Below are 22,205 nucleotides of genomic sequence, written 5' to 3' on the forward strand. Positions count from 1 at the left end.
CTCAAGCGGATCCCGCATCACCCGACCCGCTCGGCCCGCGGGACGCCCGCCGCCGGGCGCCGGAAAGGGTCGCCCTCCGTCCAGGGCGAGAACCGGAACAGCCCGACCGGATCCACGCCCTCCAGGTCCGCCGCGGCGAGATCGCGGGCGATGATCACCACGAAGGGCGGGCCGTCCTCGCCTGGGCGCCCGAAGGGACGGGGCGGGGAGAACAGGGTGCCGACGCTCTCGACGAGGAGCGGGCGGTCGGATTCGGCGACGCGCACCAGACCCTTCAGGCGCAGCAGACGCTCGCCGAGCCGCCCCGCGAGGTTGTCGAGCCAGGCGGCGAGGTCGTCGTAGGTGAGCGACCGGACGGGCCGCGCCAGCCGCACCGCGACGCGCGGGTGGGGGCCGCCGCTGTCCGGCCGCGCGGGCAGGGCGGACGGGTCCGGGCGGATGAGCGGCGCGAAGGCGGCCAGGACGGCGGCGGCGCGATCGGGATCCGCCACCGTCTCGGCGAGCGGATTGAGCGCGGCGATCTCCGCCCGCGCCGCGCCGGAGCGCTCGTCCGTCACCGCGTCGCGCTTCGTCAGGACGATGCGGTGGGCGGCGGCCCATTGCGCGGCCGCCTCCTCGAACCCGGCATTCTCCATGCCGCACAGGGCGTCGTAGGTCGCCAGCACCGCGACCCGCATCCGGTGGGCCGCGAGGCTCGCCAGTTGGCGCAGAACCGGCCCGGGCTTCGAGAGTCCGCTCGTCTCAAGGACGATCCGGCGCAGGGGCCCCGACGCCTCCGGCCGCTCGGCCGAAAGCAGCGCCTCGACCGTCCGGGCGAGGTCGCTCGTCATCTGGCAGCAGACGCAGCCGTTCGACAGCATCGTCATCGGCACGTCGCCGCCGGTCTCGCGCAGGATCAGCCCGTCGAGCCCGATCTCGCCCGCCTCGTTGACGATGACCGCCGTGTCCGCCGCCTCCGGACGGGCGAGGAAATCCCGCAGGAGCGTCGTCTTGCCCGAGCCGAGGAAGCCCGTCAGGACGACGAAATCGAGGGGCTCCGTCACCGGACCGGCGCTCCGTCCGTGGGCTCGGCCGCGCCCGCGTACTGGGCCGGAACGTCCTCCTGCCAAGTCGCCTTCACGAGGGCGCGCACATCGGCGAGCAATTCGGCCGTGTCGTAGATCACGCCGTCCTTGATCGTATGCGTGAGCCCGCGATGCCAGGTGGCGCCGTTCGTCGCCTCGTCGAGGCGCAGGGCTCCCGTCCCGTAGAGCAGCTTGAAGTCGGTGAGCGGGTTGTGGTCGTGGATCAGGAGGTCGGCCCGCTTGCCGGTCTCGACCGTGCCGATCTCGTCCTCCAGCCCGCACAGGGCCGCGCCCTGCGAGGTCGCGGCGCGGATCACCTCCAGCGGGTGGAAGCCGGCCTCCTGCAGCAGCTCCAGTTCGCGAATGTAGCCGAAGCCGAAGATCTGGTAGATGAAGCCGGAATCAGAGCCGGCGCAGACCCGGCCGCCGCGGTTCTTGTACTCGTTGATGAAGGCCATCCAGAGTCTATAGTTCTCCTTCCACTCGATCTCGTTCTGGGTCGACCAGCGATACCAGTACGAGCCGTGGCCGCCGCGCTGCGGCGTGAAGTAGTCCCACATCGACTTCCAGGTGTACTCCTTGTGCCAGTCGGCCTGGCGCGCCCGCATCAGGTCGCGGTTTGCGTCGTAGATCGTGAAGGTCGGCACGAAGGTGAAGCCGATCTCCAGGAATCGCTCCAGCACCTCGTTCCACTTCTTCGAGCCGGGCTCCGCGCCCTGGCGGAACATCTGGCCGGAGACCGAGAAGCGGAAATACTCGTCGTTGTAGTCGTAATCGAGCGGGAAGTTCTGGACCACGCGGTCCTCGAACAGCGCCTCGGGCAGCCCGTAATAATGCTCGGCGCTGGTGAGGCCCCACTGGGCGGTGGTGAGCGCGTTCATGCGCGTCACCGCCATCTGGGCGTGGTGGCAGCCCGACCGCAGGCCGAGCTTCCGGCACTCGTCGAGGGCCGCATCCATGATGGCCGGCGGCGCGCCGAAGAACTTCACCCCGTCGGCGCCCCGCTCCTTGAGTCGGCGCAGCCAGGCCCGCCCCTCCTCGGGGGTGTGGACGAGCTTCAGCATGTCGTTCACGGCCGGGAAGTAGCTGTAGGCGAGGAGCCGCGGCGCCGCGATCGTGTTCTCGGCCGAGCGTCGCTTCTGGTCGAGCATCCAGTCGAGGCCGTTGAACGAGCCCATCTCGCGCACCGTGGTGACGCCGTGGGCGAGCCAGAGCTTGTAGACGTACTCGACCGGCGGCACCCAGCCGTTGGCGGCATGGTAGGCGACGCCCGCATGGGCATGGCAGTCGACGAAGCCGGGCGTGACCCACTTGCCGCGGCAATCGATCTCGTGGTCGCCCGGCGCCGGGCGGTTGGCGCTCGTCGCGAGGTTGCCGGTGACCTTCTTGATCAGCGTGATGCGGCCGTTCTCGACCACGATGTCGGTCGGGCCGATCGGCGGCGCGCCGGTACCGTCGATGACCGTGGCGCCCCGCAGGACCAGCCGCCGGTGCGGGCCGATCCCGCGGTCGCGCGCGCTCGCCGGGACCAGGGAGGGCTGACCGGCCTTGGCCCGCTCGGCCGCGAGTTCGTTGCCGGGCAGGCTGCCGGCCGGGATCGCCGCGTCGCTCATGGTATTCTCTCCCTGATAGAGTGTCTTATCGGCGAGGCGGACCTCGGCGAACGAAATCGAAAGGCGCCTGCGTCACCTCAAGCTCCCCTTTTCCGGACGACGGCAGCGCCAGCGGAAGGAGATCCGGAAACCAGCACAGGAATCAGCCGCGAAGCGGCTCCGTATAGGAGAGTCGTTGCAACATACGGACGCTTCGCGGAGTCTTGCGCTGGTTTCCGGATCTCCTTCCACTTCGTTACAGTCGTCCGGAAAAGGGGGCGGTATGGGATCAGGCCATCCTGATCTCCGGGAGTGCCTCTCTCTCTTCATCGCGCGTAGCGGCGGCCGAGCAGCGCGGTGCCGAGCACTGTCAGGACCAGGGTCGCGGCCAGCAGGATGAAGGCGAGGGCGGCGCCGAACGGCCAGTTCATCCCCTTCGAGAACTGGTCGTAGACGGCGGGCGCCATCATCTTGAACTGCGAGCCGCCGAGCAGGACGGCGGTCGCGTAGGTGTTCATGCACAGGATGAATACGAGGACGCAGCCCGCCACCGTGCCGGGCAGGGCGAGCGGCCACACCACGCGGCGGAACACCGTGAGGGCGCCGGCCCCCAGATTGGCCGCCGCCTCCTCGACCGCCCGCGGGATGCTCTCGATCACCGAGGACAGGGTCAGGATCATGTAGGGCAGCACCACCGCGATCGTGCCGACCGCCACCGCGCCCGGCGTGTAGATCAGCCGCAGGGGCTCCGAGGTGATGCGCAGCCCCTGGAGCGTGGCGTTGATGAACCCATCATGGCCGAGCAGCCCCATCCACCCCGCCGCCCGCACCACGTTGCCGACGAGGAGCGGGATCAGCGTCAGCACCGTGGCGAGGCTCTTCCAGCGGCTCTGCATCCGGGCGAGCCGATAGGCCGCCGGGAAGCCGAGCGCCAGGGTCAGGGCCGTGCAAGTGAAGGCCATGACCAGCGTCGTGCCCATCACGCCGCGGTAATAGGGGTCGGTCATGGCGTTGAGGTAGTTCTGCGCCGTCGTCGCCTCGATCATCAGCTGCGTCGGGCTGTAAAGGTTGAGCGAGATGCGCGCGAGCAGCACCATCGGCCCGACCAACAGTGCGGCGACGACCAGGACGGCCGGCAGGATCAGCGGGATCATGGCCGGCTCCGGCTCAGGCCTTGAACTCCTTATTCCAGAAATCGGTGAAGGCGGCCTGCTGCTGCTGCATATAGGCGTAGTCGAGCGGGTGGAGCTTGGCCTGCTGCGCCTCCGTGAGGCTGATCTGCTTGGCGAGATCCTCGGGCAGTTTGGCGTCCTTCACGGTCGGCACGTAGCCCATCCTCGCCGCGAAGGCGACCTGGGCCTTCGGGTCGAGCATGGCGTTCAGGTATTTGAAGGCAGCGTCCTTGGCGCGGGAGTTCTTCGGCACGCCGGCCTCGAACAGAATCGGCAACGCCCCTTCCTCAGGCACCGCCATCTCCACCGGGATGCCAGCCTGCTTCCACATGAAGCCGCGGGCGAGCCACATCGGGGTGAGCCAGACCTCCTCGGACTTGAGCGCCGCGGCGAGCGCCTCGTTCGAGGGATAGACCTTGGGGCCGAGCTTCTTCAGGTCCATGAGCGCCGCCTTGCCCTTGGCGAAGTCGCCCGGCGTGCCCCCGGCGCCGATATTCGCGCCCGCCAGGTTGTAGCTGGAGAGGATGTCGGAGAAGCCGACCCGGCCCTTGTACTTTGGGTCGAAGATGTCCGCGTAGCGCGTCGGCGCGGTCGTCACCTTGCTCGGATTGTAGAGCACGACCAGCGCCGAGTAGATGTGCGGCACAGAGTGCGGCTTACGGAACACGTCGAGAACCTGTGGCAGCCGTGGCACCTCGGCGCTCGGCACTGTCTCCAGCACGCCGAGCTGGCTCAGCATGTAGCTGTCGATGTCGTTGATGCAGGCGACGTCCATGCTGCCGCGGCGGCTGGTCTTCTCGGCGATGAGCTTGGTGCGGCGCGGGTCGTTGTTGGCGATGTCCTGCGAGACCTCGATCCCGAGCGGCTTCACCAGCGGGATGTCGATGTTCTGCTGCAGGAGCGCACCGTAGTCGCCGCCCCAGGTGCCGACCACGATGGAGGCGGAATCCGCCAGCGCCGGGAGGGAGCGGGTGCCGGCGAGGGTGAGAGCGCCGCCGCCGGCGAGGAGAGTGCGACGGGAGATCATCGGGCGGGGACTCCTGCGGTGTCGAGCGGGATGACGCGGGCCGCGTCGGCGGACCAGGTGATGCGGACGGGATCGCCGGCCGCGAGGCGGCGGCGCGGATCCCCCGCGAGCGGCGTCGACGTCACGGCGACGATGGCCTCGCCGGCGAGGTCGAGGTGGTATTCGGTGCGCGCGCCGAGATAGGTCAGGGCCTTGAGCGTGCCGGGCGAGCCGGCGTCGGCGGGATCGGGCGAGACGATGATCCGCTCGGGCCGGATCGCCAGCATGCCGGCGCGCGACGTGCCATCCGGCGCGCAGGGGACCGCCGCGCCGCTGTTCAGCCGGAACAGGTCGGCGCCCTCCCGCTCGCCCGCGAGCAGGTTGCAGCGCCCGACGAACCCGGCCACGAAGGTGTTGGCCGGGCGCTCGTAGAGATCCTCGGCGCTGCCGACCTGCAGGACGCGGCCGTGCTCCATCACCACGAGCCGGTCGGCCATGGCGAGGGCCTCGTCCTGGTCGTGGGTGACCATCAGGGTGGTGAGGCCGAGCCGCCGCTGCAACTCGCGGATCTCCAGCCCGACCTCGGCGCGCAGCTTCGCGTCGAGATTCGACAGCGGCTCGTCGAGAAGGAACACCGCGGGGCTCACCACCAGCGCGCGCGCCAGGGCGACACGCTGTTGCTGCCCGCCCGAGAGCTGCCGCGGCAGCCGGTCGGCCAGCGCGTCGAGCCGCACGAGGCGCAGGGCCTCGGCGATGCGCCGGTCGCGCTCGGCGCGCCCGACCTTCCGCATCTCCAGCCCGAAACCGACATTGTCGGCGACGCTCATGTGCGGGAACAGGGCGTAGGACTGGAACACCATGCCGGTGTCCCGCGCATAGGGCGGCAGCCGCGTGACGTCGCGCCCGCCGATGAACACCTTGCCGGCGCTCGGCTCGATGAAGCCCGCCACCATCCGCAGGGTCGTGGTCTTGCCGCAGCCCGAGGGCCCGAGCAGGGCGACGAGTTCGCCCTGCCGGATGTCCAGGTCGACGCGGGCGACCGCCGTCGCCTCGCCATAGCGTTTCGCAACGCCATCGAGGAGGAGCGTGCCCATCAGACGATCCGCGACAGCTTCACGAACCGGTCGGTGACCAGCATGAGGATCGACACCATCACGATCTGCGCAGTGGCGACGGCGGCGAGCGTCGGGTCCATTCGGAAATCCAGGTAGCTCAGCATGGCGACGGGCAGGGTCGTGCGGCCCGGCCCGACCAGAAGCAGGTTGAGTTCGAGGTTCTCGAAGCTCGACACGAAGGAGAACAGGGCGGCCGCCACGATTCCGGGCCGCAGCATCGGCAGGGTCACGCGCCGGAACACCGTGAAGGGCCGGGCGCCGAGATTGGCCGCCGCCTCCTCGGCCGAGCGGTCGAGACCCGACAGGCTCGCGGTGACGAGGCGCACCGTCCAGGGAATGGTGATCAGCACGTTCGCCGCCACGAGGCCGCCGAGCGTCGCCTTGATGTCCATGTCGAGCCAGTCCTCGGCCCGCAGATAGAACATGTAGAGGGCCGAGCCCGCGACGATTGCCGGCACGGCCAGCGGGGCGAGCAGGAAGGTGCTGATCAGCCCCCGCCCGGGGATGCGGCCGCGCACCAGCGCCAGCGCGGCGGCCGTGCCGATCGGCACCCCGATTGCCGTCGCGGCCAGCGCGATCTCCAGCGAGGTCAGGAAGCCGCGGGCGAAGTCGCGTTGCGACCACGCGTTGACGTACCAGCGCAGGGTCAGGGCGTCCGGCGGGAAGGTCACGATCTCCTGCTCGAAGAAGGAGATCGCGATCACCGCCACGATCGGCGCGAAGACGATCGCGTAGGCGAGGATGACGGCCGCGACGAAGGCGAGCCGGCCGATCGCGACCGAGAGGCCGGGCTTGGCGGCGGTGGCCGCATTCGAGGCGGGGGAGAGGGATGCGACGCTCATCGGAATGCCCTCCCGTGCGCAAGACGGATGCCACATGGCGCGCCCGACATCGAGTCCGACCTGAGAGGCATGCGCACCCGGCTCACGCGACGGGCTCTCCGGCGACGGCCCGGAAGCGCGGGCCCGCGAAGGCCGCGTCGCCCGCCGGCCCGGCGATGAGCTGCGGCAGCACCGCCTTCCAGGCCTCGATCAGGTCGCGATAATAGTCGGGATCGGGCCGCAGCACGGTCTGCACGCCCATGCCGCGCACGAGGTTCACCGTCAGGTTGAGGATGATCCGCGCTTCGCGCGGCGGCCGGGTGTCGGCGTCGCAGAATTCGGCCCAGATCCCGTCGAGGGCGGCGTGGAAACGCTGGACCACCGGGATCAGGCTCGCGCGCAGATCGGGGTCGTTGCGCGCCTCCGTGATCATCTCCAGCGACAGGTAGAAGAAGCGGCCGGAGAAGAGCTGCCACAGGAACTCGACGAAGTCCGAGAGCGGCAGCGCCCCGGCGCGGACATCGGTCGAGACCGCCTTGATCTCGGCCGTCCCCTCCGCGAGCAGCGCCTCCAGGGCGGCCTGGATGATGTCGGCGCGCGTCGGGAAGTGGTGGAGGAGTGCCCCGCGCGAGACGCGGGCGCGCTCGGCAATCTGGTGAGTCGTCGCCGCGTGGTAGCCGACCTCGTGGATCTCATCGAGCGCCGCCCGGATGAGCCGCTCCCGCGTGGCGAGGCTGCGCGCCTGCTGCTGCCGTCCCGTCCGCGTCACCGATCCCTCATCCGTGACCGCCCGCGCGCCGACAGGCGCCTGCTAAAAAAACAAGCTTGCCTGTTTTTTTCGCCCTGTCCAGTCTCTCCCCGGCGGCACGCCCGACCCGGGAGGATCCGATGGACGATTACGCGAACCGCAGCTACGGCGAGATCCCGGTCGGCTTCGGCGCCAAGCCCGGGATCGTGGTGGTGGATTTCCAGGTCGGGTTCACCGACCCGCGCTACCCGCTCGGCGGCGCCCCGCTCGTTGCCCGGGCGGTCGAGAGCACCGCGACGCTGCTGACGGCCGCCCGCCGGGCCGGCGTGCCCGTCGCGGTCTGCAACACCGCCTACATGAACCAGCGCGAGATGCCGTACTGGAAGATCACCGCCGTGCGCGAGACCTTCCTGCACGACCATCCCAGCGTGGTCCTGGACCCGCGCATCTACCAGGCGGATTACGACCTCGCGGTCACCAAGAAGGGACCGTCGATCTTCTTCGGCACCGGCGTCTCCGACTACTTCACGAAGGAGCGCGTCGACACGGTGATCGTGACCGGCTGCAACACCAGCGGCTGCATCCGGGCCACGGCGATCGACAGTTTCAGCTACCGCTACCGGACGATCGTGCCCGAGGATTGCGTCGGCGACATCGAGGAGGGGCCGCACCGCGACAACCTGCGCGACCTCGGCCGCCGCTACGTCGACGTGTCCGACCTCGCGACCGTGCTCGGGCAACTCGAGGAATGGCGGAGCCGGAACGCGGCGTAGACGGCTCCTCCCAAAGCTATGAACTCTTCCCTCTCCACCCTTTTCCGGGCGCATGCAGCGCCAGCGGAATGCGACCCGGAAACCAGCGCAAGAAGGCGCGAAGCGTCCGCTTCTCGCGACGGTGCGCGCACGCGGAGCCGCTTCGCGGCAGAGTCCCGTGCTGGTTCCCGGATCTCCTTCCGCTGACGCTGCAGTCGTCCGGGAAAGGGGGAAGACTTGGCAGGGGAACGCCCCCGGCCCCATTCGACAGAGAGCCCCCATGACCGCCGACCTCGTCCTGTTCCGCAACGCCCGCATCCTCGACGGCCGCGAGGATACCGCCCTCGACGGACACCACGTCCTCGTCGAGGGGGGGACCATCCGGGAGGTTTCGGAGCGTCCGATCACCGCCGCGTCGGCCCGGGCAATCGACCTCGGCGGTCGCACGCTGATGCCCGGCCTGATCGACTGCCACGTGCACGTGATCGCCACGATCCCCGATCTCGGCGCCAATGCCGATCTGCCGGATTCCCTGGTGGCGCTCCGCGCCGCGCGGATCATGCACGGCATGCTGATGCGCGGCTTCACGACGGTGCGCGACCTCGGCGGCGCCGATCACGGGCTGGTGCTCGCGGTCCAGGAGGGCCTGATCCCGGGGCCGCGCCTCGTCATTTGCGGCAAGGCCCTGTCCCAGACCGGCGGCCATACCGATTACCGCGGCCGCTACCACGCCCGCGACGTCGGCCACTACGCCACCAAGCTCGGCGCGATGGGTCGGGTCTGCGACGGGATCGACGCCGTGCGCCGCGTCGCCCGGGAGGAGATCAAGGGGGGAGCCGACTTCATCAAGATCATGGCGAATGGCGGCGTCTCCTCGCCCACCGACCCGATCGCCTCCCTCGGCTATTCGGTGGACGAGATCCGCGCCATCGTCGAGGAGGCACGCAACGCCCAGACCTACGTGGCCGGCCACCTCTACACGGACGAGGCGATCCGCCGGGCGGTGGAATGCGGCGTGCTCTCGGTGGAGCACGGCAACCTCGTGACGCCGGCCACCGCGCGGCTGATCCGCGAGAAGGGCGCCTTCGTGGTGCCCACCAACGTGACCTTCGACGCGCTCGCCAAGGAGGGCGCGGCGCTCGGCCTGCCGCCGGCCTCCGTCGCCAAGATCGAGGATGTGCGCGAGGCCGGCCTCGCGGCCCTCGACACCCTGCGCGAGGCCGGGGTGATGATGGCCTACGGCACTGATCTCCTGGGCGAGATGCACCGGCACCAATCCGAGGAATTCGTGATCCGCGGCCGTCGCATGCCGGCGATCGAGGTGATCCGCTCGGCCACCGTCAACGCCGCCACGGTGGTGCGCCAGGAGGGCAAGGTCGGGATCGTGGCGCCGGAGGCCCATGCGGACCTGATCGTCGTCGACGGCGACCCCCTGGCGGATCTCGCGCTCCTCACCGGTCAGGGCCGCCACATGCCGGCGATCATGATGGCGGGGCGCTTCGTGAAGAACGAACTCCCGGCCTGAGGAGGGGTGGCGATGCGGTTGTCCGACTTCTCGACGCTCACCTTCGACTGCTACGGCACGCTGATCGACTGGGAGAGCGGGATGATCGCGGCGCTCCGGCCGCTGACCGGCCGGCTGCCCGCGCCGCTCCCGCGCAATGCCGTGCTGCAGGCCCATGCCCGGTACGAATCCGAGCAGCAGCGCCAGACGCCCGCGAAGCTCTACCGCGATGTCCTGGCGGTGGTGTACCGGCGCCTCGCCGAGGACTGGGACCTGCCCGTCACCTGGGACGAGTGCCTGCGCTACGGCGCCTCGGTCGGCGATTGGCCGGCCTTTCCGGACACGGCCGAGGCGCTCGCCTATCTCAAGCGGCACTTCCGTCTCGTGATCCTGTCGAATGTCGACAACGCGTCCTTCGCGCAGTCCAACCGCCGGCTCGGCGTGTCCTTCGACGCGGTGTTCACGGCCGAGGATACCGGCGCCTACAAGCCGAGCCTCATCGGCTTCCGGTCCATGCTGGAGACGCTGGCGGCGCGCGGGATCGCGCAGGATCGGATCCTGCACACGGCGGAGAGCCTGTTCCACGACCACGGCCCGGCCAACGCCCTCGGCCTCGCCTCGTGCTGGATTCACCGCCGCCACGCCGAGGAGGGGTTCGGGGCGACGATGGATCCCGGGACGATGCCCCGTTTCGATGTCCGCTTCACCAGCATGGCGGCGCTGGCGGAGGCGCACCGGCGGGAGATCGCGTGAGGGCCGGCGCGAGGGTCCCGCGCCGGCCCCTCGCGGCGGCGCCCGGCGCCCTTCCGCGGCCGGCCGCGGAATGCGACAAGGCCGCTCGTCCCGGCCCTGCCGCCCGAGCGAGATCCCGATGCCCGACATCCACCACGCCGCCGCGACCGGCTTCTCGGCGAAGGCGCAGACCTACGCGGCCGGACGGCCGGGCTACCCGCCCGAGATCGTGGCCTGGCTGCGCGAGGAACTCGGCCTCGGTCCCGGCCGGACCGCCCTCGACCTCGGCTCCGGCACCGGGAAATTCCTGCCGCGTCTCGCCGAGACCGGCGCCGACCTCGTCGCCGTCGAGCCGGTCGCGGCCATGCGGGCGGAGCTGGTCGCCCGCCACCCCGCCGTGACGGCGCTCGCCGGCACCGCCGAGACGATCCCGCTGCCCGACGCGAGCGTCGACGCGGTGGTCTGCGCGCAGGCCTTCCACTGGTTCGCAACCCCGGCCGCCCTGCGGGAGATCGCCCGGGTGCTCCGCCCCGGCGGCGCGCTCGGCCTCGTCTGGAACATCCGCGACGAGCGCACGCCCTGGGTTGCCGCCCTGACCCGGATCATGAACCGCCACGAGGGGGACGTGCCGCGCTTCCACACGGGCGCGTGGCGCTCCGTCTTCCCGGCCCCCGGCTTCGGCCCCCTGCGCGAGACCCGCTTCGCCCACCGCCATGTCGGCGCGCCCGACAGTGTGATCGTGGACCGCACCCTCTCGGTCAGCTTCGTCGCCGCGATGCCCGAGGAGGCCCGCGCGCAGGTGGAGGCGGAGGTGCGGGCGCTGATCGCCGCGACGCCGGACCTCGCCGGGCACGAGACGGTCGCGTTCCCGTACGAGACCGCCGCGTTCGCCTGCCGCCGGGATCAGCCGGCCGGCAGGTAGTTCACCAGGGACATCTTGGCGAGCGTCGCCGTCACCTGGTAGCTCGCCTGGAGCTGCGTCTGCAGCGTCATCAGCTTGGCGGCCACGTCCTGCGTGTTGGCGTTCTCCGTGCCGTCGAGGGAATTCTGCAGGACGAGGCGGGTCGAGGCGTTCTGAGTCTTCTGGTCGGCGAGGCGCCCGGAGGCCAGGCTCAGCTCCGTGTTGACGCCCTTCAGGGTCGGGCCGGTGGAGGGGTCGAGGACGCCCTCCAGGCTGCTGGAATAGGCCGCGAAGCGCGCGTCGTCGCTCGAATCCTCCTTGAAGCTGACGCTCGCCGCCACCGCGATGCCGGTCATCGCTTGGCGGAATGGCGTCTCGTTGGCCTGGAGGCCGACGCCCACCGACTCGCCCGCCCCGATCTGCACCTGCGCGGTCTGGCGCGGGTCCGTGGAGGTGTCGTCCCCCTTGTACCAGATCACCGTCCGGCCGCTCGGGTCCGCCGCGAAGCCGGTGGCGTTGCCCGAGGCGTCGAGGGTCACGCGGCGCGGCGCCAGGCCCGGCGAGGCGGAACCCGCGAAGAAGTCCGAGGCCGCCCGCACCGCCGAACTCGCCGAGAGATTCGCCGAGGCGGCGCGGTCGAGGGCGGTCGAGAGGGCCGCCTGGAGATTGGCGGCGGTGTCGGCCGGGGTGGCGCCGATGGCGAAGCTCCCGGCGGCCGGGTTGGTGGTGCCGGCCGCTGCCGCCGTCAGGGTCACGACCTTGCTGGTGCCGTCCCGCAGGCCGAGCGTGACGCTGATCGTGTCGCCCGCCGCGGGTTGCGCGGCGACGGACACCGAGACCGAGGCGGCGGTGCCGCCCGTCAGGGTCGCGACGGCGCCGGGCGGGGCGGCGCTCTGCGCGCCGACCGCGGCGCGACCGCCGAGCGCCGCCGTGAGATTGGCGGCGCTCGCCGCGGCATCGGCCCCGATCGCGAAGGTGTTCTGGCTGCCGGCCGCCGGCGCGGTGCGCGCCGTCAGGTCGAAGAAGCCCTGGCTGCCGTCCGGGTTGCGGACCGTCACCCGCACGATGTCGCCGTCCTTCGGCTGGGTGGCGAAGGACAGGGCGGCGGAGGAGGGGGTGCCCGCGACGCTCGTGACCGCGAGCGCGGCGGTGTTCGAACTCGTGGCGCCGGCAAGGGTGAAGCCGAAATTCGCCCGTACCGAGGGGTCGGCGCTCTCCGCCAGCGACACGTCCGTGCCGCTTCCCGCGAGCGTGAGCCGCCCGGTCTTCGGCGTGCCGGTCCCGAGATCGGCCGCCTGGCGCTCCGCGATGACCGCGTCGACGCCGTCGAGCCTCGCGCCCGGATCGCCGTTGAGGATCTGGTCGGCGGTGGCGACCGGGGCGCGGTTGGTGACGCGGCCGCCGAACAGGTAGGTGTCGCCGGAGGCTTGGTTGAGGGCGTCGACGAGTCCGCCGAGCCGCCCGACCGCCATCGACCGCAGGTTGGTGCGCGCGACGCCGCCGGTTTGCGAGGAGGGATTGGCGAGCTGGTTCCAGGTGTCGGAGGCGAGGCTCGCCGCCTGCGAGACGCTGGCGCTCGCGAGCTTGATGCGGGTCGTTCCCAGCCCGATGGCGGAATCGTAGCCGTCGAGGGCCGAGAGCGTCGCGTGGGCGGAGAGGCTGGTGGTCCGGCCGTTGCCGAGACCCCCGTAGGTCTGCGCGACCTTGCCGGTGGAGAGCTCCGCCGAGAGGTCCGTGAGCTGCGACTTCATGCCGACGAGGCGGGCGGCGTTGAGGTCGCTCGCGTAGGTGCCGGCGGCGTAGGGGGTGATCGCCATGGCGTCAGATCCGCATCAGGGTGTCGAGCATGTCCTTGGCCGCGCTCAGCACCCGGGCGTTGGCGCTGTAGGCGGATTGGAGTTGGATCAGCTTGGACAATTCCTCGTCGATGTTGACGCCCGACGACGTGCTGAAGCGGCTCTGGGCGGTGGAGAGCGCGATCTGCTGCCCCTGGTCGAGCTGCTGCGCCTCGGTGGTGGCGGAGCCCTGCGCGGCGATGATCGCCTGCGCGAAGGACTGGACGCTGGCGCTGTAGGGCGCGTGGACGCCGCCGATGCCGCTCGACGCCGAGAAGGTGCGGTTCGTCGACGAGAGCGCGTCGCGCAGGAAGGCCGGGCGCGCCGTGTCGCCGGAGGCGGTGTCGCTGGCGTAGGCCACGAGCTGCGTCGTGTCGGCCTTCAGCGACGGGTTGACGGCGAGCCGCTGGGCGAGGCCCGTGAGGTGCGAGCCGCCCTCGAACGACCCCGTGAAGACGCCGTTGCCGTCGCCCGAATCGACGAAGAGCGGGAGCTGGGGCGACCCGCTCCTCGTGTCAGTGGCGCTCGTCGGGACGGTGATGGAGGCGGAGGCGCCGGTGAGCGTGAGCCCGCTCGTCAGGATCTGGACGGCGCCCGCGCCACCTGAGGGCGCCGCGCTCACCGTGAAGCCGCTGCCGAGCGCCGCGCCGATCGCGGCGGCGTAGGTCGCGGGACCGCCCGAGATGTCGAAGGGCACGACCAGCGCGCTGGGATCGTCCGTCTGGGCGGGGTCGATCGTCGCCGGCGCGTTCCCGGTGGTCGGCACCAGGATGACGTTCCGGTTCGCCCCCGAGGCGGTGCGCACGCCGATGGTCACGGCGTTGCCGGCCTGCAGGCCGGTGAGCTCGATGTCGAACCCGCTCCCGCCCGTGCCGGTCGCCGCCGTGCCGGTGACGGCGCGGTCGCTCATCGACCGGGACAGGCCGGAGGCGAGGTCGTCGAGTTGGCGCTGGGCCTGGACCAGCGTGTCGTCGCGCAGGGTCAGCCCCGCCGCGATCGTGCCGGAGCGGATCGCCTTGTCGGCCACGAGGTCGATCCGCGTGCCGGAGGGCGTGGTCGCGGTGATGGTGCCGACGCCCCGCGTGCTCGGATCCGCCGTGTAGACCGATTGCGGGCCGATCTGGCTGCGCCCGTCGAAGGAGAGCCGGGAGGCCGCGCCGTGATCGACGAGCGTGACCCCCGATCCGGTCATCACGGAGACCGAGCCGTCCGCGACCGTGGTCGTCTGCACGTCCATGGTTTGGGCGAGCTGCGTGATCGCTTGATCGCGCTGGTCCTGGAGGTCGGCGGTGCGGGGATCCCCCGTCCCGGTCCCGTTGCCCGCGCTCACGATCTTGACGTTGAGGTCGGCGATCTGCGCCAGGAGCTGGCTCGCCGTCGCGACGTCGGTGCCGATGCGCGACTCGATGCCCGTGCGGAGCTGCTGCACCCCCGTCGCCGCCTGGCCGATCGCGCTCGCGAGCTGCCCGGCATCGCTCACCACGGCGGCGCGGCTGGCCGAGGAGGTCGGGTCGCTGGCGAGCGCCTGAAGCGACTGCGCGAAGGTGTTCATCACGCCGTCGAGGGCGGACGCGCTTCCGGGCGTTCCGTAGAGGGCGTCGACCTGGGCCTGGGTCGTGGAGACGAGCCCCGTATAGGCCGCGCCCGAGGTCTCGAGGCGCAGCTGATTGAGGGCGGTGGCGTCGAGCGCGCGCGAGACCGTGCCGGCCGCGACCCCGGCGTTCCCGGTCGTCGAGACGGGGGTGAGGGTGCGCTTGACGTAGCCGGGCGTGCCCTGGTTGGCGACGTTCTGGGACACGATCCCGATCGCCGCCTGCGTCACCTGCAGGCCGGCGGTCGCCGTGTAGAGCGCGTTCAACGCCATGGCCGCACCTCGCCGTCGGACCGCGCCCCGCTCACCGGATGATGTTGATGAGGTCGGACATCATCTGCTGGGCGGTCGACATCACTCTGGTGTTGGCCGAGTAGGCCTGCTGGGTGACGATGAGCTTCGAGAACTCGCCCGCCGTGTCGGTGTTGGACTGCTCGACGTTGCCGCCCACGATGGTCGCGCCCTTGAGGCCGGCGAGGGCGGCGCCGGAATCCGCCGTCTCGGCGTAGTTGCCGTCCGAGAGCGGCTTCAGGGCGTCGGGAGCCGTGAAGCGCGCCACCCCCACCTGCGCCAGGGCGACCGTGTTGCCGTTGGTGTAGGTGCCGGTGACCTTGCCGCCGCTCGACACGGACAGCCCGGAGAGGCTCCCGGACGCGTAGCCGTTCTGCTGCAGGGTGTTCGTCGTCACCTGGCCGTTGGCGGCCCCGTACTGCGTCAGGCCGCCCGACCCGGCATTCAGAGTGATCGAGCCGAGCGCCGTGCCGTCGACGGTCATGTTCGGGATCGTGACCGTGCCGTCCGTCGGGGAGGTGAGCTGCCCGTTCCCGTTGAAGGCGAAGGCCGTGCCCGCGTTGGTCCAGGTCGTCGACGTCGAGGTCGAGCCGTTCTGCTTGGCGTAGAACAGGTTCCAGGTGTCGCTGGTGCCGGCGGTGCTGTCCGCCGAGGCGACCTTGGCCCAGCGCAGCTGCACGTTCACCGCCCCACCGGTCGGCGCGTAGGCGGTGAGCGAGCCGCCCGAGAGGCTGGAGGACAGGAAGCTGTCGGTGTCGCTCGCCGCCACCGTCGCGGGGCTGGCGGTGCTGCCCGAGAGCACGCGCACGTCGCCCCCCGGGAGCGCGCCGAGCAGCGAGGCGCCGGTGGTGGTCGGCGTGCTCGGCAGGTTCGCCGCGTAGGAGATGCTGGTCGTGGCCTTGGCCGGGACCGCCTGGCTGGCGATGGTGATGACGCCGCTGCCGGTCCCCTGCCCGGTGACCGGGTCGAGGCTCTGCCCGACCAAGTAGGAGCCCGCGCCGTTCATGAGGTGGCCGTTCTTGTCGAGCTTGAAGTCGCCGCGGCGGGTGTAGAGCGCCTGTCCGGAGAAGCTCGGCGCGCCGCCGACCGTCGAGTCCGGCTTCTGCACCACGAAGAAGCCGTCGCCGCTCAGCGCCATGTTCGTCGTCACGCCCGTCGCGGTCAGGTTGCCCTGGAGCGTGTTGGTGAGTTCCGAGAAGGCCGCGACGGAGCCCGCCGTCTGATGGTTGGCGGGCTCCTCGGCCAGGAGGTCGACGAAGCTGGTATCGATGCGCCGGTAACCGGTGGTCTGCGCATTCGCGATGTTGCCCGAGATGTTGTCGAGCGAGAAGGACTGGGCCTTGAGGCCCGAGACCGCGGTCTGCAGCGCGCTGAAAATGTCCATCGTGGCACCGTCCCGCCAGCATTCTGGGCCCCCGCCCCGCAAGCCCGGTGCCACGGCCAAGTCGTTGGTTTCATTGAGGGGCGCGCGATCGGAGGCGGCAGATCCTGCCGCCCGCCCGCGCCCGGTCGGCAAAGGTTGCCGCGCCCGGGTTCCGCAGCGGGAGGGCGGCGACGCAACATTTACCGCCTGTTGAGCCAGCGGGGGCTAGGGATATACGGTTCTTCGGCCGGACAGGGCGCATGCGCAGCAAGCGGAACAATCTGATCCACCTGATCTACTTCTCGCGCGCGCTGCTCTCCGCCGAACCGGCGGCGCGCGCGCGGGAGCTCGGGGAGATCGCCCGGCACGCGCAGAAGCGCAACGAGTTCTCGGTGATCACGAGCTTCCTGCTCTACGAGCAGGGCTACTTCCTGCAGGTGCTGGAGGGGGAGCGCAACTCGGTCCAGGACACGTTCACGCGCATCGGCAACGACCGGCGTCACCGGGACGTCCAGATCATCGAGTGGCGTGAGGTCGCCAAGCGCGAGTTCTTCACCTCGTTCAACGTCGTGCAGCGCAACGCCAACAACGAGGCCCTGTTCCAGAAGGCCAATATCCTGCCGATGCTTCAGCGCGGCACGCCGAAGGCGCCCATCGTCCACTCGCTCGCCCGCGCCCTCCAGGCCGAATCGCTGACCAAGCAGGGGATCGATCACCTGTTCGTCTGAGGCGCGCGGGTCGATTGCGCCGCATCCGCGTGACGCTTCCTCAACCAATTTGGTGTGGGGTCGGGAGACAGGATGCGTCATCGCGGATGGCGCGTCGGGACACGACGGGTTGGCTGGTCCTTCATGAGCGATGCTCCTCCGATTCTCATCGTCGACGACCAGGTGAAGCTGCTCCGCCTGGTCACCGAACTGATGAATCGCCTGGGCTTTCCCGAGGTCGATGGCGCCTCGAGCGGGCCCGAGGCGCTCGAGATGCTCCGCGCGCGCAAGTACGGCCTGGTCATCTCGGACCTGGAGATGGAGCCGATGGACGGCATCCAGCTCCTGCGCGAGATCCGCTCCGACGACGCGCTGGTCAACACGCCCTTCATCCTCACCGAGACGGCGTTCGGCTTCGAGGACATCAACGTGGCGCACGTGGCCGGGGCGGACGCGTTCATCCTCAAGCCCTTCGACCTCGCCCTGCTGAAGGCGAAGCTCAAGCAGGTGCTCAACCGCCGTCCGCGCAAGCGCGAGCGCATCGCCGCCTCGGCGGAGACCACGCTCTCCGCCGATTTCCCGCTGCTGGGCAAGCTCTGACGCGCGGATCCGCCGCGTCCCGCGGATCCCCGCGACCGGGCGGCGCCGTCAGGCCGCGCGCTTCTGGTAGTCCTTCACGTCGGTGAAGCGGATCTCGGTCCAGCGCTCCTGCTCGTAGCGCAGGGAGAAGGCGGTGGTGGCCATGAAGACCGGCGCCCCGTCGAGGTCGGCGGCCATGGACGAGCCGTGCGCGGTCATGAACTTGTCGAGTTCGGTCTCGCTGTCCGCGTCGATCCAGCGGCAGATCGTGAAGCGGGTGGGCTCGTAGTCGATCGGCAGGCCGTACTCGGCCTGGAGGCGCTCCTTGAGCACGTCGAGCTGCAGGGCGCCGACCACGCCGACGATCGCTCCCGAGCCGTCCTGCGGCAGGAAGAGCTGCACGACGCCCTCTTCGCCCATCTGCTGGAGCGCCTCGCGGAGCTTCTTGGCCTTCATGGCATCGGTGAGCTTGATGCGCCGCAGGATCTCCGGCGCGAAGCTCGGCACGCCGCGGAACACGAGATCCTCGCCCTCGGTCAGCGTGTCGCCGATGCGCAGCGTGCCGTGGTTGGGGATGCCGACCACGTCGCCCGCGAAGGCCTCGTCCGCGATGGCGCGGTCCTGCGCGAAGAAGAATTGCGGCGACGAGAGCGAGATCGGCTTACCGGTCCGCACCAGCCGCGCCTTCATGCCCCGCGACAGCTTGCCCGAGCAGACCCGCAGGAAGGCGATGCGGTCGCGGTGGTTGGGATCCATGTTCGCCTGGATCTTGAACACGAAGCCCGTCATTTTCGGCTCGGTCGGGACCACCTCGCGGCGGTCGGCGGACTGGCCGCGGGGAGGGGGGGCGACGCTCGCGAGCCCGTCGATGAGGTCGCGCACGCCGAAGTTCCGCAGGGCGGAGCCGAAGAAGACCGGCGTGAGGTGGCCCTCGCGGAAGGCCGCGAGATCGAACGGCTTGCAGCCGCCCTCGGCGAGTTCGGCCTCCTCGCGCCACGCCTCCGCCTCGCCCGGCTCGGGCAGCAGCGCGTCGAAGAGCGGGTCGTCGAGGCCCGAGACCGCGACCGTGCCGGCCTCGTCCGCGGCGTCGAGGCGGCGCACGCGCTTCTGCGCGAGGTCGTAGGTGCCCGCGAAGCTGCGCCCGCGCCCGATCGGCCAGGTCACCGGCGCGACGTCGAGGGCCAGGGTCTTCTCGATCTCGTCGAGGAGGTCGAAGGGGTCCCGCGACTCCCGGTCGAGCTTGTTCACGAAGGTGACGATCGGGATGTCGCGCAGCCGGCAGACCTCGAACAGCTTGCGGGTGCGCGCCTCGATGCCCTTGGCGGCGTCGATCACCATGACGGCGGAATCGACCGCCGTGAGCGTGCGGTACGTGTCCTCCGAGAAGTCCTCGTGGCCCGGCGTGTCCAGGAGGTTGAAGACGCAGTCCCCGTACTCGAAGGTCATGACCGAGGTCACGACCGAGATCCCGCGCTCCTTCTCGATGCCCATCCAGTCCGAGCGCGTGGCGATGCGGTTGCGCTTGGCCTTGACCTCGCCGGCGAGCTGGATCGCGCCCCCGAACAGCAGCAGCTTCTCGGTGAGCGTGGTCTTGCCCGCGTCCGGGTGGGAGATGATCGCGAAGGTGCGCCGCCGCGCGACGGGGTCGGCGGGCCGCGTCGGCGCGGTCGTGGGATCGGTCTGCATCAGCATGGGTGGGAAACCTGGGGCCGCGCGGCGGGCGCGGGCGGAGACGATGGCGCGGAGATGGGGTGTCGGGGGCGCCGCGTCAGCGCCCCCGGGCCTTCTAGCGCAGGGACGCCGCCCCCGCCATCGCCCCGTCAGCCGCGGCCGATGAACGGCATGCTGGTGGCCATGACGGTGAGGAACTGCACGTTGGCGTCGAGGGGCAGGCTCGCCATGTAGACGACGGCGTCGGCGACGTGGCGCACATCCATCACCGGCTCGGCCTTGGTGGAACCGTCGGCCTGGAGCACGCCGCTCTGCATCCGCGCGGTCATGTCCGTGGCGGCGTTGCCGATGTCGATCTGGCCGCAGGCGATGTCGAAGGCGCGCCCGTCGAGGGAGGTGGAGCGGGTGAGCCCCGTGACCGCGTGCTTCGTCGCCGTGTAGGGGGCCGAGTTCGGCCGCGGCGCGTGGGCTGAGATCGAGCCGTTGTTGATGATCCGCCCGCCCCGCGGGGTCTGGTGCTTCATGAGCCGGACCGCCTCGCGGGTGCACAGGAAGGCCCCGGTGAGGTTGGTGTCGACGACGGCGCGCCAGGTCGCCACCGGCAACTCGTCGATCGGCACCGGCGGCGCGCCGATGCCGGCGTTGTTGAAGAGCAGGTCGAGCCGGCCGAAGGTCTCGGCCACGGCCGCGAACAGGGCCGCGACGGAATGCTCGTCGCCGACATCGGTCGCCTGCGCGAGGGCCCGGCGGCCCTTGGCCTCGATCTCGGCCTTCACGGCCTGGAGCGGCTCGGGCCTGCGGCCGGAGAGGGCGACGTCGTAGCCCGCCCCCGCGAGCCCGAGGGCCACCGCCCGCCCCACGCCCGACCCGGCACCCGTCACCAGCGCGATCTTCTCCGCGGCCATGCTGTCCTCCCTGATTGTTCGCGGATCAGGGCTTAGCACCGGGCCGGCGGCCACTCCACCGGGAGGTTGCCAGGGTGACGCGCCGCCGCTATGGAAACCGCATTCGGGCGATGGGGCGTCGCCAAGCGGTAAGGCAGCGGTTTTTGGTACCGCCATTCCCAGGTTCGAATCCTGGCGCCCCAGCCACCTTTTCCTTTGTTTCCTGGACCTTGCATGCGCGGGCATCGCGGACAGGGCGGAACAAACGGTGGTTACGAACGCACAAATCCCGGCACACCGGCCGGGCTGGATCGCTCCGCCCTGTTCCCGTTCAGCCCCCTGTGTCCAGGGGGATGTCTGCGGATCCGAGGTTCCATGCCCGACGCTCCGACCATCGGCGAGCTCTTCAAGCTTCAGCGAGTGACGCGCAAGCAGCTCGACGCGGCCGTTCACGGCGACCTCGATGATCCCTCGCCGGGTCCGCGCACGATCGCCGAGGGCGTCACCCTCGACCCCGCGGCCGTGATGCTCTCCAACCCCTACGCCCGCGAGACGCTGGCCCGGGAGGGCGCGCCACAGGGACAGCGGCGGATGGCCGTTCGGACAGCCATCCTGCTGGCGCGGCCGGACTGACGAGGCGGATTCATTTTGACGGGGGGACGGGCCAGCCGGTACGCATCAATCATTGATTGAGGTCGATTCCGATGCGAAAGCAGCCAATTTTCCCGAGCCGCCTCTATAATGAAATCGCAGACTGGGTACGGGAGTTTTGCCCCGGATCAACAATGCTGCCCGCTCAAATATTGAGAGGCGGTAAGTTCAAGCTATCAATAACGTTCTCAAAATCGAGTGATGATGTTCTTTTTTGGATGCGGTGGAAAGGGGACGAGTTGTCGTGATCCGCCGCAAACCCCGCCGCGCCTAAGACGCCGATTTTCGTGAGTTCCCGATGGCGCAGGACGGCGGCACATCACCGTGTGCGGCAACCCCGAGCACTCACGCGGAACCGCCAAGCCATTCGCCACAGCGTTAAAAGAGTGCTTCTATAATCTGGTGCAATCGCATCATCTAGTATTAGGACTAGCTCTTTTCGTCTAAGCCCATTGAACTTGAGTGATATACCCTCGTGAGCGTTGATCCTAAGATTTTGACAAGATTGCTTTAAGGTGTTCCGCAACTGTATGTCCCTGGGTTCAGCCTCGCCTCTGAGACGTTCAGCGCCGATGCGGACGAGTTTCAACGCGGATTACTTCGTCGATCGGAGGAGTGCCGCCACTTGCTCTTCGGGGACACTCTATGTCGACGCGCAGACCCTGGACAATCGGCCTTTCACTCACGACCCGGATCAGCCTGATCGGCATCACGGTGACTGCCCTGGCCTGCGCCGGCGCCCTCGCCCTCATGCTCATTGATCTCCGCGCCGATATGGCCCGCCGCGCCGGCGAGGCCCTCGACCGCAACATGAGGCTGCTGCGTCTCACCCTCGCCGACGAGGGCGGCGCGGCGACTTTCTCGGTCGTCGACGGCCAGTTGCGCGTCGGCACCCACGTCGTCGACACGGCCGAGCCGGCCGTCGACCGCGTCCGCGAGGTCTTGGGCGGCAACGCCACAATCTTTGTCGGCGACACCCGCCTCGCCACGAACGTCGTCGGTGCGGACGGCAAGCGCGCGACCGGCACCAAGCTCGCCCAGGGGCCGGTCCGCGACGCCGTCCTGGTACGGCGCGAAGCTTACCGCGGCGAGGCCGACGTTCTCGGCACCCCGACCTTCACCGCATACGAACCCATCCTCGATCCCGCCGGCGAGGTCCTGGGCATCCTCTACGTCGGCGTACGCAAGGCCGACTACCTCGCGGCGCTGGATGCGACCGTGTGGCG

General features: G+C 70.2%; 20 protein-coding genes and 1 tRNA gene. 9 read left to right on the forward strand and 12 right to left on the reverse strand.

Annotation, left to right across the window (positions count from 1 at the left end; translation table 11 throughout):
- Positions 1-17: 17 nt before the first annotated feature.
- From ACW9J6_RS28735 to ACW9J6_RS28765, 7 genes are all read right to left on the reverse strand, one after another.
- A complete protein-coding gene (locus ACW9J6_RS28735) occupies positions 18-1,043 on the reverse strand; it encodes a CobW family GTP-binding protein (protein ID WP_457119767.1) in 1,026 nt (341 codons plus the stop codon).
- Complete coding sequence (locus ACW9J6_RS28740; protein WP_457119768.1) at positions 1,040-2,677, reverse strand: amidohydrolase family protein; 1,638 nt, start codon at positions 2,675-2,677, stop codon at positions 1,040-1,042. Before ACW9J6_RS28740 ends, ACW9J6_RS28735 begins: the two co-directional genes overlap by 4 nt.
- Before the next feature lie 305 nt (positions 2,678-2,982).
- On the reverse strand, positions 2,983-3,810 hold the full coding sequence (locus ACW9J6_RS28745; RefSeq protein ID WP_457119769.1) for an ABC transporter permease: 828 nt from the start codon (positions 3,808-3,810) through the stop codon (positions 2,983-2,985).
- Positions 3,811-3,823: 13 nt separating this feature from the next.
- A complete protein-coding gene (locus ACW9J6_RS28750) occupies positions 3,824-4,855 on the reverse strand; it encodes an extracellular solute-binding protein (protein ID WP_457119770.1) in 1,032 nt (343 codons plus the stop codon).
- Positions 4,852-5,928, reverse strand: coding sequence for an ABC transporter ATP-binding protein (locus ACW9J6_RS28755; protein ID WP_457119771.1), 1,077 nt, complete (start codon positions 5,926-5,928; stop codon positions 4,852-4,854). Before ACW9J6_RS28755 ends, ACW9J6_RS28750 begins: the two co-directional genes overlap by 4 nt.
- Entirely contained in the window at positions 5,928-6,791 is an 864-nt protein-coding gene (locus tag ACW9J6_RS28760) for an ABC transporter permease (RefSeq protein ID WP_457119772.1), read from the reverse strand. The genes ACW9J6_RS28755 and ACW9J6_RS28760 overlap by 1 nt, the downstream gene beginning before the upstream one ends.
- A gap of 82 nt (positions 6,792-6,873) precedes the next feature.
- A complete protein-coding gene (locus ACW9J6_RS28765; RefSeq protein ID WP_457119773.1) occupies positions 6,874-7,539 on the reverse strand; it encodes a TetR/AcrR family transcriptional regulator in 666 nt (221 codons plus the stop codon).
- A gap of 119 nt (positions 7,540-7,658) precedes the next feature.
- Here ACW9J6_RS28765 and ACW9J6_RS28770 point away from each other — a divergent pair, with 119 nt between their 5' ends.
- From ACW9J6_RS28770 to ACW9J6_RS28785, 4 genes are all read left to right on the forward strand, one after another.
- On the forward strand, positions 7,659-8,291 hold the full coding sequence (locus tag ACW9J6_RS28770; protein WP_457119774.1) for an isochorismatase family protein: 633 nt from the start codon (positions 7,659-7,661) through the stop codon (positions 8,289-8,291).
- A 259-nt stretch (positions 8,292-8,550) separates the two neighbouring features.
- Complete coding sequence (locus ACW9J6_RS28775; RefSeq protein WP_457119775.1) at positions 8,551-9,795, forward strand: amidohydrolase family protein; 1,245 nt, start codon at positions 8,551-8,553, stop codon at positions 9,793-9,795.
- 12 nt (positions 9,796-9,807) lie between these two features.
- The gene (locus ACW9J6_RS28780; RefSeq protein ID WP_457119776.1) at positions 9,808-10,527 is read left to right on the forward strand and encodes a haloacid dehalogenase type II; all 720 of its coding nucleotides are present in this window, start codon (positions 9,808-9,810) and stop codon (positions 10,525-10,527) included.
- 118 nt (positions 10,528-10,645) lie between these two features.
- The gene (locus ACW9J6_RS28785) at positions 10,646-11,428 is read left to right on the forward strand and encodes a class I SAM-dependent methyltransferase (protein ID WP_457119777.1); all 783 of its coding nucleotides are present in this window, start codon (positions 10,646-10,648) and stop codon (positions 11,426-11,428) included.
- Here the strand turns inward: ACW9J6_RS28785 and ACW9J6_RS28790 are convergent.
- The 3 genes from ACW9J6_RS28790 to ACW9J6_RS28800 are packed head-to-tail and all read right to left on the reverse strand — an operon-like array spanning position 11,410 to position 16,508.
- Complete coding sequence (locus tag ACW9J6_RS28790; RefSeq protein ID WP_457119778.1) at positions 11,410-13,224, reverse strand: hypothetical protein; 1,815 nt, start codon at positions 13,222-13,224, stop codon at positions 11,410-11,412. The genes ACW9J6_RS28785 and ACW9J6_RS28790 overlap by 19 nt on opposite strands.
- A gap of 4 nt (positions 13,225-13,228) precedes the next feature.
- A complete protein-coding gene (flgK, locus tag ACW9J6_RS28795) occupies positions 13,229-15,106 on the reverse strand; it encodes a flagellar hook-associated protein FlgK (protein WP_457119779.1) in 1,878 nt (625 codons plus the stop codon).
- A 31-nt stretch (positions 15,107-15,137) separates the two neighbouring features.
- The gene (locus ACW9J6_RS28800; RefSeq protein ID WP_457119780.1) at positions 15,138-16,508 is read right to left on the reverse strand and encodes a flagellar hook protein FlgE; all 1,371 of its coding nucleotides are present in this window, start codon (positions 16,506-16,508) and stop codon (positions 15,138-15,140) included.
- A 239-nt stretch (positions 16,509-16,747) separates the two neighbouring features.
- Between ACW9J6_RS28800 and ACW9J6_RS28805 the strand changes: the two genes are divergently transcribed.
- Positions 16,748-17,215: a BLUF domain-containing protein gene (locus tag ACW9J6_RS28805; protein ID WP_457119781.1), complete on the forward strand. Its 468-nt coding sequence runs from the start codon at positions 16,748-16,750 to the stop codon at positions 17,213-17,215.
- Between the two features lie 123 nt (positions 17,216-17,338).
- Complete coding sequence (locus ACW9J6_RS28810) at positions 17,339-17,794, forward strand: response regulator (RefSeq protein ID WP_457119782.1); 456 nt, start codon at positions 17,339-17,341, stop codon at positions 17,792-17,794.
- A 48-nt stretch (positions 17,795-17,842) separates the two neighbouring features.
- Here ACW9J6_RS28810 and ACW9J6_RS28815 read toward each other — a convergent pair whose 3' ends face one another.
- Together ACW9J6_RS28815 and ACW9J6_RS28820 are read right to left on the reverse strand one after the other, a co-directional pair.
- Complete coding sequence (locus tag ACW9J6_RS28815; RefSeq protein WP_457119783.1) at positions 17,843-19,465, reverse strand: peptide chain release factor 3; 1,623 nt, start codon at positions 19,463-19,465, stop codon at positions 17,843-17,845.
- Positions 19,466-19,593: 128 nt separating this feature from the next.
- On the reverse strand, positions 19,594-20,349 hold the full coding sequence (locus ACW9J6_RS28820; RefSeq protein WP_457119784.1) for an SDR family oxidoreductase: 756 nt from the start codon (positions 20,347-20,349) through the stop codon (positions 19,594-19,596).
- A gap of 111 nt (positions 20,350-20,460) precedes the next feature.
- Between ACW9J6_RS28820 and ACW9J6_RS28825 the strand changes: the two genes are divergently transcribed.
- The 3 genes from ACW9J6_RS28825 to ACW9J6_RS28835 form a co-directional block, all read left to right on the forward strand.
- A tRNA-Gln gene (locus ACW9J6_RS28825) sits at positions 20,461-20,535 on the forward strand.
- 168 nt (positions 20,536-20,703) lie between these two features.
- Positions 20,704-20,961 carry a hypothetical protein gene (locus ACW9J6_RS28830; protein ID WP_457119785.1) on the forward strand — a complete coding sequence of 86 codons (258 nt, stop codon included), beginning with the start codon at positions 20,704-20,706 and terminating at the stop codon, positions 20,959-20,961.
- A gap of 663 nt (positions 20,962-21,624) precedes the next feature.
- On the forward strand, positions 21,625-22,205 hold a 581-nt coding region (locus ACW9J6_RS28835), incomplete at its 3' end, for a cache domain-containing protein (protein WP_457119786.1).

Source organism: Methylobacterium sp. JK268 (genome assembly GCF_054052225.1).

Excerpts from the sequence above, each read along its gene's own strand:
- ACW9J6_RS28740 (WP_457119768.1), bottom strand. The coding sequence starts at position 2,677 with ATGAGCGACGCGGCGATCCCGGCCGGCAGCCTGCCCGGCAACGAACTC.
- ACW9J6_RS28745 (WP_457119769.1), bottom strand. The coding sequence starts at position 3,810 with ATGATCCCGCTGATCCTGCCGGCCGTCCTGGTCGTCGCCGCACTGTTG.
- ACW9J6_RS28750 (WP_457119770.1), bottom strand. The coding sequence starts at position 4,855 with ATGATCTCCCGTCGCACTCTCCTCGCCGGCGGCGGCGCTCTCACCCTC.
- ACW9J6_RS28755 (WP_457119771.1), bottom strand. The coding sequence starts at position 5,928 with ATGGGCACGCTCCTCCTCGATGGCGTTGCGAAACGCTATGGCGAGGCG.
- ACW9J6_RS28760 (WP_457119772.1), bottom strand. The coding sequence starts at position 6,791 with ATGAGCGTCGCATCCCTCTCCCCCGCCTCGAATGCGGCCACCGCCGCC.
- ACW9J6_RS28770 (WP_457119774.1), top strand. The coding sequence starts at position 7,659 with ATGGACGATTACGCGAACCGCAGCTACGGCGAGATCCCGGTCGGCTTC.
- ACW9J6_RS28775 (WP_457119775.1), top strand. The coding sequence starts at position 8,551 with ATGACCGCCGACCTCGTCCTGTTCCGCAACGCCCGCATCCTCGACGGC.
- ACW9J6_RS28780 (WP_457119776.1), top strand. The coding sequence starts at position 9,808 with ATGCGGTTGTCCGACTTCTCGACGCTCACCTTCGACTGCTACGGCACG.
- ACW9J6_RS28785 (WP_457119777.1), top strand. The coding sequence starts at position 10,646 with ATGCCCGACATCCACCACGCCGCCGCGACCGGCTTCTCGGCGAAGGCG.
- ACW9J6_RS28790 (WP_457119778.1), bottom strand. The coding sequence starts at position 13,224 with ATGGCGATCACCCCCTACGCCGCCGGCACCTACGCGAGCGACCTCAAC.
- flgK (WP_457119779.1), bottom strand. The coding sequence starts at position 15,106 with ATGGCGTTGAACGCGCTCTACACGGCGACCGCCGGCCTGCAGGTGACG.
- ACW9J6_RS28800 (WP_457119780.1), bottom strand. The coding sequence starts at position 16,508 with ATGGACATTTTCAGCGCGCTGCAGACCGCGGTCTCGGGCCTCAAGGCC.
- ACW9J6_RS28805 (WP_457119781.1), top strand. The coding sequence starts at position 16,748 with ATGCGCAGCAAGCGGAACAATCTGATCCACCTGATCTACTTCTCGCGC.
- ACW9J6_RS28810 (WP_457119782.1), top strand. The coding sequence starts at position 17,339 with ATGAGCGATGCTCCTCCGATTCTCATCGTCGACGACCAGGTGAAGCTG.
- ACW9J6_RS28815 (WP_457119783.1), bottom strand. The coding sequence starts at position 19,465 with ATGCTGATGCAGACCGATCCCACGACCGCGCCGACGCGGCCCGCCGAC.
- ACW9J6_RS28820 (WP_457119784.1), bottom strand. The coding sequence starts at position 20,349 with ATGGCCGCGGAGAAGATCGCGCTGGTGACGGGTGCCGGGTCGGGCGTG.
- ACW9J6_RS28830 (WP_457119785.1), top strand. The coding sequence starts at position 20,704 with ATGCCCGACGCTCCGACCATCGGCGAGCTCTTCAAGCTTCAGCGAGTG.